15 protein-coding genes are annotated in these 14,669 nt (G+C 64.2%); 4 read left to right on the forward strand and 11 right to left on the reverse strand.

Translation table 11 applies throughout. The features are described 5' to 3' along the window. Positions 1-22: 22 nt before the first annotated feature. Genes IE100_RS13450 through IE100_RS13470 form a run of 5 tightly spaced genes read right to left on the reverse strand, consistent with a single transcriptional unit; the run spans position 23 to position 4,975 of the window. Positions 23-2,128 (reverse strand): type IV pilus secretin PilQ, encoded by a 2,106-nt coding sequence (locus IE100_RS13450; protein ID WP_189374873.1) that lies wholly within the window; start codon positions 2,126-2,128, stop codon positions 23-25. Then, positions 2,125-2,661 carry a pilus assembly protein PilP gene (locus IE100_RS13455; protein WP_229800381.1) on the reverse strand — a complete coding sequence of 179 codons (537 nt, stop codon included), beginning with the start codon at positions 2,659-2,661 and terminating at the stop codon, positions 2,125-2,127. The genes IE100_RS13450 and IE100_RS13455 overlap by 4 nt, the downstream gene beginning before the upstream one ends. After that, positions 2,658-3,263, reverse strand: coding sequence for a type IV pilus inner membrane component PilO (locus IE100_RS13460; RefSeq protein WP_189374874.1), 606 nt, complete (start codon positions 3,261-3,263; stop codon positions 2,658-2,660). The genes IE100_RS13455 and IE100_RS13460 overlap by 4 nt, the downstream gene beginning before the upstream one ends. Continuing rightward, positions 3,260-3,850 (reverse strand): PilN domain-containing protein, encoded by a 591-nt coding sequence (locus tag IE100_RS13465; RefSeq protein WP_189374875.1) that lies wholly within the window; start codon positions 3,848-3,850, stop codon positions 3,260-3,262. Before IE100_RS13465 ends, IE100_RS13460 begins: the two co-directional genes overlap by 4 nt. Positions 3,851-3,853: 3 nt before the next feature. Continuing rightward, positions 3,854-4,975, reverse strand: coding sequence for a pilus assembly protein PilM (locus IE100_RS13470; protein ID WP_189374963.1), 1,122 nt, complete (start codon positions 4,973-4,975; stop codon positions 3,854-3,856). Between the two features lie 212 nt (positions 4,976-5,187). On the opposite strand from IE100_RS13470, the gene IE100_RS13475 reads away from it, so the two are divergent. Then, positions 5,188-7,530 carry a penicillin-binding protein 1A gene (locus tag IE100_RS13475; protein ID WP_229800382.1) on the forward strand — a complete coding sequence of 781 codons (2,343 nt, stop codon included), beginning with the start codon at positions 5,188-5,190 and terminating at the stop codon, positions 7,528-7,530. Between the two features lie 69 nt (positions 7,531-7,599). Here the strand turns inward: IE100_RS13475 and arsC are convergent, their stop codons facing one another. Next, complete coding sequence (gene arsC, locus IE100_RS13480; RefSeq protein ID WP_189374877.1) at positions 7,600-7,944, reverse strand: arsenate reductase (glutaredoxin); 345 nt, start codon at positions 7,942-7,944, stop codon at positions 7,600-7,602. A 113-nt stretch (positions 7,945-8,057) separates the two neighbouring features. Between arsC and IE100_RS13485 the strand changes: the two genes are divergently transcribed. Continuing rightward, on the forward strand, positions 8,058-9,260 hold the full coding sequence (locus IE100_RS13485; RefSeq protein WP_189374878.1) for a multidrug effflux MFS transporter: 1,203 nt from the start codon (positions 8,058-8,060) through the stop codon (positions 9,258-9,260). 142 nt (positions 9,261-9,402) lie between these two features. Here IE100_RS13485 and ybaK read toward each other — a convergent pair whose 3' ends face one another. The 5 genes from ybaK to IE100_RS13510 form a co-directional block, all read right to left on the reverse strand. After that, the gene (gene ybaK, locus IE100_RS13490; RefSeq protein WP_189374879.1) at positions 9,403-9,888 is read right to left on the reverse strand and encodes a Cys-tRNA(Pro) deacylase; all 486 of its coding nucleotides are present in this window, start codon (positions 9,886-9,888) and stop codon (positions 9,403-9,405) included. A 27-nt stretch (positions 9,889-9,915) separates the two neighbouring features. Next, the gene (msrQ, locus tag IE100_RS13495) at positions 9,916-10,569 is read right to left on the reverse strand and encodes a protein-methionine-sulfoxide reductase heme-binding subunit MsrQ (RefSeq protein WP_189374880.1); all 654 of its coding nucleotides are present in this window, start codon (positions 10,567-10,569) and stop codon (positions 9,916-9,918) included. Position 10,570: 1 nt separating this feature from the next. Further along, a complete protein-coding gene (gene msrP / locus IE100_RS13500; protein WP_189374881.1) occupies positions 10,571-11,482 on the reverse strand; it encodes a protein-methionine-sulfoxide reductase catalytic subunit MsrP in 912 nt (303 codons plus the stop codon). A gap of 87 nt (positions 11,483-11,569) precedes the next feature. Next, the gene (mnmL, locus tag IE100_RS13505) at positions 11,570-12,490 is read right to left on the reverse strand and encodes a tRNA modification radical SAM protein MnmL/YtqA (protein ID WP_189374882.1); all 921 of its coding nucleotides are present in this window, start codon (positions 12,488-12,490) and stop codon (positions 11,570-11,572) included. 84 nt (positions 12,491-12,574) lie between these two features. Next, positions 12,575-12,754, reverse strand: coding sequence for a protein MIGRI (locus tag IE100_RS13510; protein ID WP_189374883.1), 180 nt, complete (start codon positions 12,752-12,754; stop codon positions 12,575-12,577). 174 nt (positions 12,755-12,928) lie between these two features. Between IE100_RS13510 and metX the strand changes: the two genes are divergently transcribed. Further along, on the forward strand, positions 12,929-14,071 hold the full coding sequence (metX, locus tag IE100_RS13515; RefSeq protein ID WP_189374884.1) for a homoserine O-succinyltransferase MetX: 1,143 nt from the start codon (positions 12,929-12,931) through the stop codon (positions 14,069-14,071). Further along, on the forward strand, positions 14,068-14,664 hold the full coding sequence (metW, locus tag IE100_RS13520; RefSeq protein ID WP_189374885.1) for a methionine biosynthesis protein MetW: 597 nt from the start codon (positions 14,068-14,070) through the stop codon (positions 14,662-14,664). Before metX ends, metW begins: the two co-directional genes overlap by 4 nt. The last annotated feature ends 5 nt before the right edge of the window (positions 14,665-14,669 follow it).

The raw sequence follows: 14,669 nt of genomic DNA on the forward strand, positions 1-14,669 counted from the left end.
GTTGGCACGCTGTCGCCTGCCCTTAGCGGGCAATCAGCTCGTTTTCGACGATCCGCGGCGTGATGAAAATCAGCAGCTCGCGACGGTTGTTGGTAACCGATTTGTTGCGGAACAGCACGCCAAGCAGCGGGATGTCTGCCAGTAACGGCACTTTGTTTTCGACATTGTTTTCTTCCTGCACGTAAATGCCGCCGATCACGACGGTGCCGCCATTTTCGACGCGAACCTGGGTTTCTACCGTCTTGTTGTCGATCGCCGGGCCGGCATCGAGCGCCAGTTTGAGGTTCGGCGTGTCCTTGGTGATGTTGAGCTGCATGATGATGTCGTTTTCCGGCGTCACCTGCGGCGTCACCGACAGACTCAGGTTCGCTTTCTTGAAGGTGGTGGTCGACTTGCCGTTGTCGTCGATGGACTGGTAGGGAATCTCGGTCCCTTCGGTGATGGTCGCCTTGGTGCGGTCTGCGGTCAGGATGCGCGGGCTGGACACCACTTTGCCATTGTCCTCGGCCTGCATCGCAGACAGTTCCAGACCGATCAGGCTGCTTGCACTACGGTAAATGGTGGCGATGGACGCCCCGCCAAGTGAAGCAGGCAGATCAACGATGGGTTTCAGGGTGCCGTTCGAGGTGGTTGCTCCGGCAAGGGTCTCGCGAACCAGCGTATCTCCACCGACCTTCTGGAAGGCCAGACGCACGCCCAGATCGCGCTGGAAGTTGTCCTTGGCCTCGACTATGCGCGCCTCAATCAATACTTGGCGTAGTGGCACGTCCAGAATCTCGATAACTTTGCGAATTTCCTCAATCATGGAAACGCCAGCGCGCACGATCATCCGGTTAGAGCGGCTGTCGACCATGATGGCCATGCTTTTGCTGACAGTGGTTGCCGCGCGGGTATTGGAGCTGGTATCGCTGTCGTTGCTTTCCCGTTCACTCTGCGCGACGCTACTGAAGCGCTCCAGATCCTTGATGGCCTCCTTGATTTCTTCGGCGGCACGATAGCGGATGGCGAAGGTCTCGGTGATGAGGGGTTCCGAGGTTTTCTTGATGCGGTTGGCTTCGGCTATCTGGCGTTCGATACTGACCAGCTCGTTGCGCGGCGCGATGCGGATGACGTTGCCGACCTGGCGCTTTTCCAGGTTCTTCTGGGCCAGGATCAGGTCCAGTGCCTGGTCCCAGGGAACGTCGTTGAGGCGCAGACTGAGGTTGCCGCTCACGCTGTCGCTGACAATGATGTTCAGGCCGGTGAACTCGGCGATGACCTGCAGCAGCGAGCGCACGTCGACGGTCTGGAAATTGAGCGACAGCCGTTGCCCCTTGTAACTGGTCTTGCCCTGCGCCAGCAGGTTGGCCTCGGCCTCCTCCTGCGACACGGCGCGAATCTCGACCACCAGCTGCTTGTCGGTTTGGTAGGACGAATACTCCCAGTTACCGCCGGACTGGATGGCGATGCGGCTGCCGCTGTTCTGGTTGACGGCATCGACGCGGCTGCTCGGGGTGGCAAAGTCGGTGACATCCAGGCGCCGCTCCAGGTGGCGCGGTAGCTTGATGCCGGCCAGGTCCACGATCAGGCTGTTGCCTTCGCGCTTGATGTCTACCGGGCTGTTGCTGGTCGGCAGGTCGACGATGATGCGCGCCTCGCCCTTGCTGCCGCGGCGGAAGTCGACATTGACCACCTGGCCGGTTGTGCCAAGGTTGGCCGCAACGAGGCTGGCAAACGGGCTGCTGCCTGCGGTCGCCGGCTTGTCGGCTGCATTGAAGCTGACCAGCAGCTGCTTGCCGTCGATACGGGCGCTGTGCGCACTGCTCTTGTTGAGGTTGAGCACCAGCCGCGTGCGATCGTTGCTTTCGACGAGGGTGGCGGCGTTGAGCAGCTCGCCGGTGAATGGCAGCAGGTTCTTGCCGGTCTGGTTCTTGGTGTCCCTGAAGTCGAAGGCGATGCGCGGCGGGTTGATGATGGAAAAGCTGGCCGGCATGGTCGGTGCTTCGGCAAAACTGATGGCCAGTACCGGCTCGTTCTGGCTGTTGCGGACGAGGTCGATGGCGGTGATGGCATTGGCGGCGAGCAGGGCCGGGGAGAGGCCGGCCAGGAGCAGGCTGCTGGCCAGTGTTTTCAGATAATGCGTGTTCATGGTTTTGCCCCTTGTTCCTGCTGTAGCAGGTACAACGTGTTTTCCTGTTGTACCCACTCCCCATTGATGTTTTCCACGGTTTCTTCCAGTACCACTTCGGTCTCGCTGACTTTGCGCACAATGCCGAAGTTGGGGCCGACAAAACTGCCGGGCCGCACGTGGTAGATGCCGTTGTCGGGTGTCTGGATCAATCCGACATACTGCTTGTTGAAGCGCAGTGTGCCGGTCAGCTTGAGCTGGCTCAGCTCGTAGTTTTCCAGTACCTCGCGCGGCCGGTTGCTGTTGAACAGCCCCTTGACCTTGGCGCGGGCCAGCTTCAGCCGGGCCGGATCGAACGGCGAGCCCAGCTGGGCACTTTGAAACTGGTAAGGCTCATAGGGCTGCATCGGCGGCAAGGGTTCGACCTTGCCTTGCAGGTCCTTGCCGGCGTGCTGCATCCATTGTTCGATGCTCTCCGGCTCGGCGCCGCAGGCGCTCAGTGCCAGCAGGCAGGGCAGGATGAGGGCGGTACGCAGGTGAGCTGTTTTCATCATGGTTTGCCCGCCTTGGCCGTCTGTTCGCCGGCTTCCAGTGCGCGATAGGTCTTGGCGGTGGCCTGCAGTTGCAGGCGATCGCTGCCGTTCGGGCTCAGGGTGATGTCGCCGATGGTCACGATGCGCGACAGCTGCGCCACGTCGTTGACGAAGGTCGCCAGCTCGCCGTAGCTGCCGCTGAGGCGGATCTGGATCGGCAGGGTGGCGATTTGCGCCGCCTTGGTTTCGCTGCCGGGGCGGAACAGCTCGAACAGCAGGCCGCGGCCAACCCCTGCCTGGTTGATTTCGGTGAGCAGGGTCGGCATTTCGGCCTTGGTTGGCAGCTGTTTGAGCAGGGCACTAAAGGAGGATTCGATCTCCTTCAGCTGCTGTTGCAAGGCGGCAAGGTTCGCTACCTGGCGCTTCTTGTCGAGATAGCTTGCCTTCAGTTGCACTTCCTTGGCTTGCTGGCGCTCGATCTGGTCCTGCAGGTCGGCAAACACGAAGTAGTAGGCCAAACCCAGGATGGCGAGAATCATGACGACCAGGCTGGCGATCTGCGGCCCGAGCGGCAAGTCCGGCAGGTTCTTGAGGTCGAGTTGACGGAATTCATCCATGGTCATGATGGTTTTCCCTTCTGGCCGGGCTTGCCGTCACCTGGCTTGGTTTCGGCGCCGCGCAGGCTGATGAGGAGGCTGAAGTCATTGGCACGGATGTTGTCGGCCAGGGTCGATTTGACTTCGACCAGAACCGGTGCACTGAACACGGTGGACTGTTCCAGATTGCGCATCAGGGCGGCGATGCGTGCGCTGGACAGGGAGGTGCCGCTGATCGCGATGCTGGTGCCGGTCTGTTTGAAGCTTTTGATGAACACCCCTTCCGGCAGTGTCTTGATCAGGTGGTCAAAAATCCGGGTTGCTTCGGTGCGGCTGTGCTGCAGCCGTTCTACTAGCTCCTTGCGGGTCAGCATGTCCAGACGCTGGCGCCGTAGCGACTCGATATTGCTCAACTCCTTGTCAAGCTTGGCAATCGCCTGTTCCAGTTGCTGGTTGCGGTGCTGCTGTTCGCTGAGGGCGCCGTCCAGCCAGCTGTAGCCGGCATAGGACAGGCCCAGTCCGGCGAGGAGCGCCGCGGCCAGCATGTTCTGGAAGCGCTTGCGGTGGGCCGCCTTTTTCAGTTCGCGGTGGGGGAGCAGGTTGATCCGGATCATGGTTCAGTCGAATCTCCGCAGGGCCAGTCCGCACGCGACCAGTAGCGATGGCGCATCCAGCAGCAGGTTTTTCAGCTCGACGTGCGAGGAGTGCGTCATGGTGGTGAACGGGTTGGCGATCATGGTGCTGATCTGGGTGCGGCCAAGCACGGCGTCGTCCAGTCCGGCCAGCATGCTGGAGCCGCCGGCGAGCAGGATGTAGTCGACCCGCAGGTACTGCGACACGCTGACGCTGGTGTAGAAAAACTGCAGCGCGCGCTGGATTTCCTGCGCCAGCGAATCGACGAAGGGGCGCAGCAGCTCGTTCTCGTAGCCCTCCGGCAGCATCATGGTGCGCTTGCCGTGTTCCGACTCTTCGTGGCTGTAGCCGTAGCGGCGCTGGATGTCGCGGGTGAGCTGGCTGCCGCCGAAGGCCTGTTCGCGGTAATACAGCTGCTGGCCGTTGCGGATCACCGAGCAGTGGATGGCGGTGGCGCCGATGTCGAACAGGGCGAAGGTCTGGTTGATGCCCTGATCCGGCAGCTGCTGCTGCAGCTGCTCGAAGGCGGCCAGCATGGCGAAGGCATCAATGTCGACAACATCGACCTTCAGCCCCGCCATTTCAGCAACAGCCACGCGTTCCTCGACTTTTTCCTTGCGCGCGGCGCAGATCATCACGTCCAGGTCGTTGCCGCTGTTGGCGGACGGGCCGAGCACCTGATAGTCGAGATTGACCTCGTCCAGCGGAAACGGGATGTACTGGTTGGATTCGGCCTCCACCTGCATGGCCAGGTCGTCGGGATTCTGTGCCGCCGGCACCAGGATTTTCTTGTAGATCGCCATCGCGGTGGGCAGGGCGATGGCCACCCGCTTGCAGGAAGAACCAAGGTGGCGGCGGGCGTGGCGGATGGCTTCAGCGACGGCTTCCATGTTCTGGATATTGCCTTCCACCACCGCGTCCTTGGGCAGCGGTTCGACGACGTAGCGCTCCAGCTGCGGGCCGCGGCCGGCGCTGCTCAGCTCGACCAGCTTGATGGCGGTGGAACTGATGTCCATGCCCAGCAGGCCATGCTCGGTCGTGCTCAGCAAGGGTGCCAGGGCTTTTTTCAGTCTGGAAACATCCAGCGAGGGTTTCTTGTCAAACATCGTTTTCAAGCCGCGCCTGTCGTGACTGCCGACTGGGCGCGGCCAACCTCCGGTCTTGTGGCCATTGATCGGCTGATGGTCATCCGCGGCGCGGCTGCGATGACCGGCTGAGGCGCCGTTACGTATCGTCGCTATCTGAAAAAGGTATAATGCGCCATCCTTCTGAAAGGCAAGAGCTTCACTACCCACTTATGTTGCCACGCATACTCTCCGTGACCGCCGGCATCATCGCCGGCCTGACCATCCTGGTGCTGGGCCTGGCCGTGATCGCCATTCTGGTGACCTATCCGCGCCTGCCGAGCCTGGACGTGCTGACCGACTACCGCCCGAAAATCCCGTTGCGCGTCTATACCCAGGACAAGGTATTAATCGGTGAATTTGGCGAGGAACGGCGTTCTTTTACCAAAATCGGCGATGTACCACAGTTGATGAAACAGGCGGTTTTGTCGGCGGAAGATGAGCGTTTCTACCAGCATGGCGGCATTGATTACATTGGCGTAATGCGTGCCGCAGTCGGCAACATAGTATCCGGTCGCACGCATTCCGGTGCAAGCACGATCACCATGCAGGTGGCCAAAAACTTCTTCCTGTCCAGCGAGAAAACCTTTACCCGGAAATTCAATGAAGCGCTGCTCGCGTTCAAGATCGAGCACACTTTATCGAAAGACCAGATTCTCGAACTCTATTTCAATCAAATCTATCTGGGGCAGCGTGCCTACGGCTTCTCCGCTGCCGCACAAGCCTATTTCGGGCGCCCGCTGCAAAACCTGAGCGTGGCCGAGATGGCGATGCTGGCCGGTTTGCCGAAGGCACCGTCCAGCTACAATCCCGTTGTCAATCCGGAACGGGCAAAATTACGCCAAGCTTATGTTTTACGTCGCATGCATGAGCTGCGCTACATCACCGCCGAGCAGTACCAGGCGGCCAGAAACGAGCCGCTGCGCCTTGCGGCCGCCAATCAGGACAGCTCGCTGCCGGCGCAGTACGTGGCGGAAATGGTGCGCCAGGCGATGTACGAGCGTTACAAGGACGGCGCCTACACCGAAGGGTTTCGCGTTTTTACCACAATCGACAGCCGCCACCAGCAGTGGGCATTCGACGCGCTGCGTGCCGGCCTGATGGACTACGACAGTCGCCAGCCCTACCGCGGCCCGGAGTCGTTCGTCGACCTGAGCAAGGTGGACGACGCCGATGTGGAGGAAACGCTGGATGAGACGCTGGCTGCGGTGCGCGACAGCGGCAACATGCAGCCGGGCGTGGTGCTGTCGGCCTCGCCGTCGGCGGTGAGCGTCTACCTGCGTGGCGGGCGCACGCTGCAGATCCGCGGCCGTGGCCTGGCCTTCGCCCGCAGCGCGCTGTCGGAACGGGTAACCCCGGTGCAGCGCATCCGCCGCGGCGCGGTGATCCGCATCGTGGAGCAGGGCACTCACGCCAGCATCGTGCAGATGCCAACGGTGGAGGGCGCCTTCGTGGCGATGGATCCGGCCAATGGCGCGATCCGCTCGCTGGTCGGCGGCTTCGACTTCAACCGCAGCAGCTTCAACCACGTGACCCAGGCCATGCGCCAGCCGGGCTCCACCTTCAAGCCCTTCGTCTACTCCGCGGCGCTCGACCGCGGTTTCACTCCGTCGACCATGATCAACGACGCGCCGATCTCGGTCGATCCGCAGACCATCGGCGGCCAACGTTGGGATCCGAAGAACGATGACGGCAAATATGCTGGCATGATCACGATGCGCCGTGCACTGGCGCTGTCGAAAAACCTGGTGTCGATCCGCATCCTGATGTCGATCGGCACCGACTTCGGCCAGCAGTACGTGCAGCGCTTCGGCTTCGAGTCGAAGAACATCCCGGCCTACCTGACCATGGCGCTGGGCGCCGGCCAGGCCTCGCCGCTGCAGATGGCGGAAGGCTACGCCGTGTTCGCCAACGGCGGCTACCGCACCCGCGCCTACTTCATCGACCGTATCGAGGATGTCGGCGGCCGCCTGCTGGCACGCACCGAGCCGGCGGTGGCGGGGCGCAACGCGGCGCAGGCGATTGACCCGCGCAATGCCTACATCATCAGCAACATGCTGAAGGACGTGGTGCGCTACGGCACCGCCAACCGTGCCACCGCACTGGGGCGCGGCGACATCTCCGGCAAGACCGGCACCACCAACAACTTCCGCGATGCCTGGTTTGCCGGCTTCACCCCGTCGCTGGTGGCGGTGACCTGGGTCGGCTTCGACCAGCCGCGCAGCCTCGGCCGTTACGGCTACGGCGGCACCGCGGCGCTGCCAATCTGGATCAACTATATGAACAATGCGCTGAAGGGCGTGCCGGACATCGAGTTGCCGCCACCGCCGGGCATCGTGGTGCGCCCTGGCGCCGCCCTGCGCGGCAACGACGAGTACTATATGGAAGAGTTCCAGCGTACCAATCCGCAGCTGAGCATCAACAACCGCGGTACGGTGCCGGGTAGCGGCAATGTGACGCCGGACGAGACGGCACCGGCCGAGGAAGCGGCGCCGGCGGGCGACGCGGTGGAAAACGTGAAGGAACTGCTGTTCTGAACGTTGGCCGCAGCGGCAAGGCAACAAGGCCAGCGTCTGCTGGCCTTGTCGTTTTGCGGTGCGGCGCCGTTACAGCAGCGACAGTACCTGTTCCGGCGGTCGGCCGATCACGGCCCGGTTGTCGAGCAGCGCGATCGGGCGCTCCAGCAGCTGCGGATGGCTGTGGATCGCCTGTAGCAGATGCTTGTCTTCCAGCGACACGTCGTCCAGGTGCAGGCGGACGTAATCGTCCTCCTTGCTACGCATTATCTGGCGCGGACTGACGCCCAGCGCCCGGCACAGCTGCTGCAGCTCCTCGATGCTGGGCGGTGTTTTCAGGTATTCCACGATGTCGAGCGGGGCTGCCCGCTCCTGTAACAGTTTTAATGCTTCTCTGGATTTCGAGCAGCGCGGGTTGTGATAAAAACGGATCATGAATCGCTACTTTCTGCTATGTCTTGGGAGTTCTTGAACACACTGTTGTTCGTCAGCGCCGCCGTGGCGTGCTACGGTGCCGATTATATTTCCTAGCCCGTTCTTTGCCGACTATGCCTGAATCGTCCCGCCAGCGCCACGCGGTGCTGGCCCTGCTGCTTGCCGCGCTGGCCACCCTCGGCCCGTTCTCCATCGACACCTTCCTGCCGGCGATGGCCGACATCGGCGTGGCGCTGTCCGCCTCGCCGCTGCAGATGCAGCAGGCGCTGTCGGTCTACCTGTTCTGCTACGCGCTGATGATGCTGTGGCATGGCGCCATTTCCGACAGCGTCGGGCGGCGGCCGGTAATCCTGGTGTCGTGCCTGTGCTTTGCCATCGCCTCGGTCGGCTGCGCGATGGCCAACGACCTGTCGACGCTGCTGCTGTTCCGCGGTATGCAGGGGCTGTGCGGCGGCGCCGGGCTGGTGGTCGGTCGCGCCATCATCCGCGACCGTTTCCAAGGCCACGACGCGCAACGCATGATGTCGCAGGTGACGATGCTGTTCTCGGTGTCGCCGGCGATTGCGCCGGTGGTCGGCGGCCTGCTGTTCGGCAGTTTCGGCTGGCGCTCGATTTTCGTGTTCATGGCGCTGCTGGGCCTGCTGCTGTTTGCCGCCTGCTGGCGCAGCCTGCCGGAAACGCTGGCGCGCGAGGTGCGCCCGCCGTTCGCCTGGCGGCAACTGGCACGCAACTATCTGGAGGTTGGCCGCAAGCGCGAATTCCAGCTGCTGGCGCTGGCGGTGTCGTTCAACTTCGCCGGCTTCTTCCTCTATATCCCGTCGGCGCCGGTGTTCGTGATGCAGCACCTGGGGCTGGGCCACGACCAGTTCATCTGGATGTTCGGCCCGGCGGTGGGGGGCATCATGTTGGGCGCCTTCCTGTCCGGGCGGCTGGCCGGGCGGCGCAATGCGCGGCAGCTGGTGTCGCTGGGCTACGGCCTGATGTTCGGCGCCGCGGCGCTCAACGTGCTGTCGGCGTGGCTGCTGCCGCCGTCGGTGTGGAGCAGCGTGCCGCCGCTGGCGCTGTATTCGACCGGGATGTCGCTGTCGGCGCCGTCGATCACCATCGTGCTGATGGACCAGTTCCCGCACCTGCGCGGCACGGTGTCGTCGATGCAGGGCTTCACCCAAACCATGTTCTCCAGCCTGATCGCCGGGGTGATCGCACCGCTGGTGTGGACGTCGACGCTGTCGCTGGCGCTGACCATGAGTGGCCTGCTGCTGACCGGCTTCCTGCTGCGCAGCGCCTATCGCCGCCGCGTCAGCCGCACGGGGTAAGCCCGCAGTCCGCGAGTGGCGGCGCCGGCGTGATCCGGCGCGGGCATAGGTCAAACCGGCGTACTGATCCCAACCGCCACGGCACTCAGCTGGCCAACGCCGCCTGGCCCGATCTTGACTCGCGAGAACGTGAACCGCGCGCTCAGCTGGCGGCGGCCTGCACCAGCACCGGCTGCAGCACGCGGATCACCTCCTGCGGCGACAGGCCGAGCAGGAAGCCGCGCTTGCCGCCGTTGATGTAAATCTTGTCCAGCTCGGCGATGCTGGCTTCCATGTACACCGGCATGCTGGCGCGGGTGCCGAACGGGCTGGTGCCGCCGACTTGGTAGCCGCTGTGCTTGTCGGCGGTCTTGGCGTCGCAGGGGCTGATCTTCTTGACGCCGGCCTGCTTGGCCAGCATGCCGGTGCCGACCTCGCGGTCGCCGTGCATCAGCACGACCAGCGGTTTTTTCTGCTCGTCTTCCATGATCAGGGTCTTGATCACGCAGTGCTCGTCGACACCCAGCTCGCGCGCGGAGACGCGGGTGCCGCCTTTTTCCTCGTACTTGTACAGGTGTTCGCTGTAGCTGACCTGATGCTGGCGCAGCAGGCGGATGGCCTGGGTGACCGGGGCTTTCTCTTTCGACATGATGCTGGATCCAGTGCAAGACGCCGGCTATTTTACCCGTGCGGCCAACGTTGGCCGCAAGTATCGCCACAGACGCCACAGCAGCAGCACGGCGAGGATGGCGGCATAGATCAGCGGCGACTGGAGGTCGCGTTTCACCAGCCACAGGTAGTGCAACACCCCCAGCGGGGCGATGACATAGACCAGGCGGTGCAGCTTGCCCCAGTTGCGCTTCAGGCGGCGGATCCAGCCATCGGTGGAGGTGATTGCCAGCGGCAGCAGCAACAGGAAGGCGAGCATGCCGACGGTGATGAACGGCCGCTTGACGATGTCGCGCACGATGGCGCCCCAGTCGAAGAACTGGTCCAGCCACAGATAGGTCAGCAGGTGCAGGCAGGCGTAGAAGAACGCGTACAGCCCCAGCATGCGCCGCAGGCGCAGCAGCCAGCCCGGCGCCCCCAGCGCGCGCAGCGGCGACACGCACAGCGTGATCAGCAAAAAGCGCAGCGTCCAGGTACCGAGGCCGCGGGTCAGGTCCTCGATCGGGTTGACCGCGTGGCCGAGCAGCGCGTGCCACAGCAGCTGCGCCAGCGGCAGCAGGCACAGCAGGAACAGCAGCCCCTTGATGGTGGCGAACAGGCGCGGGCCGGGCTGTTGCCAGTGCAGGGCCAGCGGTTTGGCGAGGGTTACGGTGCTGGCCATGTCAGAAGTTCCGTCGCAGGTCCATGCCGCGGTACAGGCCTGCGACCTGCTCGCCGTAGCCGTTGAACGGCAGCGTCTTGCGCTTGAAGAATTCGCCGATGCGGCGTTCGGTGGCCTGGCTCCAGCGCGGGTGGTCCACCGCCGGATTGACGTTGGAGTAGAAGCCGTACTCGTTCGGCGCCGCCATGTTCCAGCTGGTCGGCGGCTGCTTTTCCAGCAGGTGGATGCGGCTGATCGACTTGATGCTCTTGAAACCGTACTTCCACGGCACCACCAGCCGCACCGGCGCGCCGTTCTGCTTGGGCAGCACCTCGCCGTAGAGGCCGACGGCGAGGATGGTCAGCGGGTGCATCGCCTCGTCGATGCGCAGCCCCTCGCGGTAGGGCCAGTCCAGCACCCGTCGCGCCACGCCCGGCATCTCGCCGGGGCGCAGCGCGGTCTCGAACGCGACGTATCTGGCGCGCGAGGTCGGTTGCACCTGTTTCAGCAGATCGGCCAGCGGGAAGCCGATCCACGGGATCACCATGCTCCAGCCCTCGACGCAGCGCAGGCGGTAGATGCGCTCCTGCAGCTTCATCTTCAGCAGGCTGTCGATGTCGAAGGTGCGCGCGCGGGTCACCTCGCCGTCCACCGTCACCGTCCACGGCCGCGTCTTCAGCCGCTGCGCGTACAGCGCCGGCTCGTCCTTGCCGGTGCCGAACTCGTAGTAGTTGTTGTAGCCGGTGATGTCGTCGCGGCTGTTCGGTTTTTCGCTGGTCGACAGCGGGCTCTTCGCCGCCGGCAGTGCGGCGATGGCCGATACCGGCAGCAGCAGCCCGGCGCTGCCGGCCATGAACTGGCGGCGGTTGAGGTAGACCTCCTGCGGGGTGATGTCGGCGGCGGACAGGCGGTCGGTCAGGGTCTTGATGAGCATGGCGGTGATCTCGCGGGGGAACATGCCTTAGTCGCGGCATTCCGCCTGATCTGACAGCCGCCGGCAAAAACAGTTGCGCGCCGCGGCTTATCCCGCCCGCCACGGGCGGCCGAGCGCGCTGCCCTGCGGTCCGCTGGCGGCCAGGTTTGCGGCGATCGCCTGCAGTGCCGGCCAGCGTGGGCCGCACCAGTGGGGCGCGATCAGCGTCGGCGCCTGCGCGGTGGCGGACACGCGATGGTAGACCACCTCGGGCGGGGTGTGACGGATCAGCTCGGCCGCCAGCGCGGCGTAGTGCTCCTGCGTCAGCGGGGCGATCTCGCCGCGGCGGTACTGCGCCGCCATGCGGCTGCCGCGCACGATCATCAGCGGGTGCAGCTTGAGCCCTTCCACGCCGATGTCCAGCACCGTGGCCAGCGTCTGCCTCACGTGGCGGTCGTCTTCGCCGGGCAGGCCGGCGATCAGGTGGGTGCAGACCTTCAGTCCGCGCCGGTGCGCGCGCTGTACCGCGTCGCGGTAGTCGGCGAGGCCGTGGCCGCGCCGGATCAGCGCCTGGGTGGCGTCGTGGGCGGTTTGCAGGCCCAGCTCCAGCCAGACTTCGTAGCCGCGCTGCTGGTAGCCGGCGAGCAGGTCGAGCGCGGCATCCGGCACGCAGTCGGGGCGGGTGCCGACGCACAGGCCGACGACGTCGCGCTGGCTCGCCGCCTCGTCGTACAGCGCCTTGAGCGTGGCCACCTCGGCGTAGGTGCTGGTATAGGCCTGGAAGTAGGCCAGGTAACGGCGGGCACGGTCGGTCTTGTGCTTCTCGCGGGTGATCTGCTCGGCGATGGACAGCGCGGCGCCCTCGCGGCCGAAGCTTTTCACGTTGCAGAAGGTGCAGCCGCCGCGGTCCAGCGTGCCGTCGCGGTTGGGGCAGGTGAAGTCGCCGGCCAGCGACAGCTTGTGCACCTTTTCCCCGAAACGGGTCTTCAGGTAGTGGCCGAAGGTATGAAGGTGGCGGGTCAGGTCCATGCGCAGCCAGGGCTCGTCGGCAGAAAAGCCGGCAGTCTAGCGCCTTGGCCGCCGATGCGGAGTGAGCGGGATCAAGGCTGTCGACTACAGCCGGATGCCGGCCAGATTCAGCAGCAGGAACAGCAGCGAGCTGCCCAGCAGCGCGATGGCGAGGGTACGGATGAAATCGCGGACGGTCTGGCGCTGTTCGCGGCTGAACAGCCAGCGGATCAGCAGGAAAGCGGTGACAAACAGCAGGGCAAGCCGGAACAGGCGACCGATCATGGCGAAAAACCGCGAAAATTTGCAGGGAATGATTATTGGCGGCGTTGGCAGGCCTGTGCAAGCGTGCGTCGGCAAGCTAAGCTCTCTCCTTGCTCAGGAGCAGCCTTGAACGGGGACGGGCAGAGCCGAAAAGGCCGCCATTCCTGCCCCCGCCGCCGATTACAAGAGGCAGTTATGTCCAATCTTTCGTCATCCGTCGGCATCGTGACGCCACAGCATGCGGATTTTTCCACGCCGCTGCCGCTCAATAGCGGCCATGTGCTGGCGTCGTATCGCCTGACTTTTGAAACCTACGGCACGCTGAATGCCGCGCGCAGCAATGGCATTCTGATCTGCCACGCGCTGTCCGGGCATCACCACGTCGCCGGCCGCTACAGCGCCGACGACAAGGCCGCCGGCTGGTGGGACAACATGGTCGGCCCCGGCAAGCCGATCGACACCAACCGGTTTTTCGTGGTCGGGGTCAACAACCTCGGCGGCTGTCACGGCAGCAGCGGCCCGTCCAGCATTGATCCGGATTGCGGCCAACCCTGGGGCTCGCGCTTTCCGGTGGTGACGGTGCCGGACTGGGTCACCGCGCAGGCGCGCCTCGCCGACCGTCTCGGCATCGACCGCTGGGCGGCGGTGATCGGCGGCAGCCTGGGCGGCATGCAGGCGCTGCAGTGGAGCATCGACTACCCGGATCGCATCGCCCACGCGCTGGTGATCGCCTCGGCCCCCAAGCTGTCGGCGCAGAACATCGCCTTCAACGACGTGGCGCGGCAGGCGATCATTACCGACCCCGATTTCCTCGGCGGCGATTTCTACGCCCACGGCACCATCCCGCGCCGCGGCCTGCGTCTGGCGCGCATGCTGGGCCACATCACCTACCTGTCCGACGACGGCATGGGCGAGAAATTCGGCCGCATGCTGCGCTCCGGCGAGTACCAGTTCGGCTACGACGTCGAGTTCGAGATCGAGAGCTATCTGCGCTACCAGGGCGACAAGTTCTCCGACTACTTCGACGCCAACACCTATCTGCTGATGACCAAGGCGCTGGACTACTTCGACCCGGCCAAGGACTACGGCGGCGACCTGGTGGCGGCGCTGAAAAAGGCGACCGCCAGCTTCCTGGTGGCCAGCTTCACCAGCGACTGGCGCTTCTCGCCGGAACGCTCGCGCGAGACGGTGAAGGCGCTGATCGCCGCCGGCAAGCGCGTCTGCTACGGCGAGATCGAGTCGGTGCACGGCCACGACGCCTTCCTGATGACCGACCAACCCTACGTCGACCTGATGCAGGCCTATCTGGACCGCGTGGCCGAGGAGGTGAACGCATGACGACACTGACAACATTGCGCCCCGACCTGCAGCTGATCGCCGACTGGGTGGCCCCGGCCAGCCGCGTGCTGGACCTCGGTTGTGGCGAGGGCGAGCTCTTGGCCTGGCTGCAGCAGCACAAGCAGGTCAAGGGCTACGGCGTCGATTTCGACGTGAACAACGTGGTGCGCTGTGTGAAGGCCGGCGTCAACGCCATCCAGGGCGACCTGGAGGCCGGCCTCGCCGAATTCGAGGACCAGCGTTTCGAGCACGTGGTGCTGTCGCAGACCATCCAGGCGATGCAGCACACCGAGGAGATCCTGCTGGAGATGCTCAGGGTTGGCCGCGAGGCCATCGTCACCTTCCCCAACTTCGGCTACTGGCAGAACCGCTGGCAGATCCTGCAGGGCCACATGCCGGTGTCGGAAACCATCCCCTACCAGTGGTACAACACCCCCAACATCCACTGGTGCATGCTGGGCGATTTCGAGAGCCTGTGCGCCAAGAACCACATCCGCGTGCTGGAGCGGGTGGTGATGGACCAGGGCAAGCGCGTGAGCTTCCTGCCCAATCTGCGCGGCAGTCTGGCGTTTTACCGCGTCGGCCGCGGCTGACGCGC

It is taken from the genome of Vogesella alkaliphila, assembly GCF_014652475.1.
In the GTDB taxonomy this organism is placed as follows: Bacteria; Pseudomonadota; Gammaproteobacteria; order Burkholderiales; family Chromobacteriaceae; genus Vogesella; species Vogesella alkaliphila.

What these genes read in the sequence shown, in the direction of transcription:
- IE100_RS13450 (WP_189374873.1), bottom strand. Translation starts at nt 2,128, where the DNA reads ATGAACACGCATTATCTGAAAACACTGGCCAGCAGCCTGCTCCTGGCC.
- IE100_RS13455 (WP_229800381.1), bottom strand. Translation starts at nt 2,661, where the DNA reads ATGATGAAAACAGCTCACCTGCGTACCGCCCTCATCCTGCCCTGCCTG.
- IE100_RS13460 (WP_189374874.1), bottom strand. Translation starts at nt 3,263, where the DNA reads ATGACCATGGATGAATTCCGTCAACTCGACCTCAAGAACCTGCCGGAC.
- IE100_RS13465 (WP_189374875.1), bottom strand. Translation starts at nt 3,850, where the DNA reads ATGATCCGGATCAACCTGCTCCCCCACCGCGAACTGAAAAAGGCGGCC.
- IE100_RS13470 (WP_189374963.1), bottom strand. Translation starts at nt 4,975, where the DNA reads ATGTTTGACAAGAAACCCTCGCTGGATGTTTCCAGACTGAAAAAAGCC.
- arsC (WP_189374877.1), bottom strand. Translation starts at nt 7,944, where the DNA reads ATGATCCGTTTTTATCACAACCCGCGCTGCTCGAAATCCAGAGAAGCA.
- IE100_RS13485 (WP_189374878.1), top strand. Translation starts at nt 8,058, where the DNA reads ATGCCTGAATCGTCCCGCCAGCGCCACGCGGTGCTGGCCCTGCTGCTT.
- ybaK (WP_189374879.1), bottom strand. Translation starts at nt 9,888, where the DNA reads ATGTCGAAAGAGAAAGCCCCGGTCACCCAGGCCATCCGCCTGCTGCGC.
- msrQ (WP_189374880.1), bottom strand. Translation starts at nt 10,569, where the DNA reads ATGGCCAGCACCGTAACCCTCGCCAAACCGCTGGCCCTGCACTGGCAA.
- msrP (WP_189374881.1), bottom strand. Translation starts at nt 11,482, where the DNA reads ATGCTCATCAAGACCCTGACCGACCGCCTGTCCGCCGCCGACATCACC.
- mnmL (WP_189374882.1), bottom strand. Translation starts at nt 12,490, where the DNA reads ATGGACCTGACCCGCCACCTTCATACCTTCGGCCACTACCTGAAGACC.
- IE100_RS13510 (WP_189374883.1), bottom strand. Translation starts at nt 12,754, where the DNA reads ATGATCGGTCGCCTGTTCCGGCTTGCCCTGCTGTTTGTCACCGCTTTC.
- metX (WP_189374884.1), top strand. Translation starts at nt 12,929, where the DNA reads ATGTCCAATCTTTCGTCATCCGTCGGCATCGTGACGCCACAGCATGCG.
- metW (WP_189374885.1), top strand. Translation starts at nt 14,068, where the DNA reads ATGACGACACTGACAACATTGCGCCCCGACCTGCAGCTGATCGCCGAC.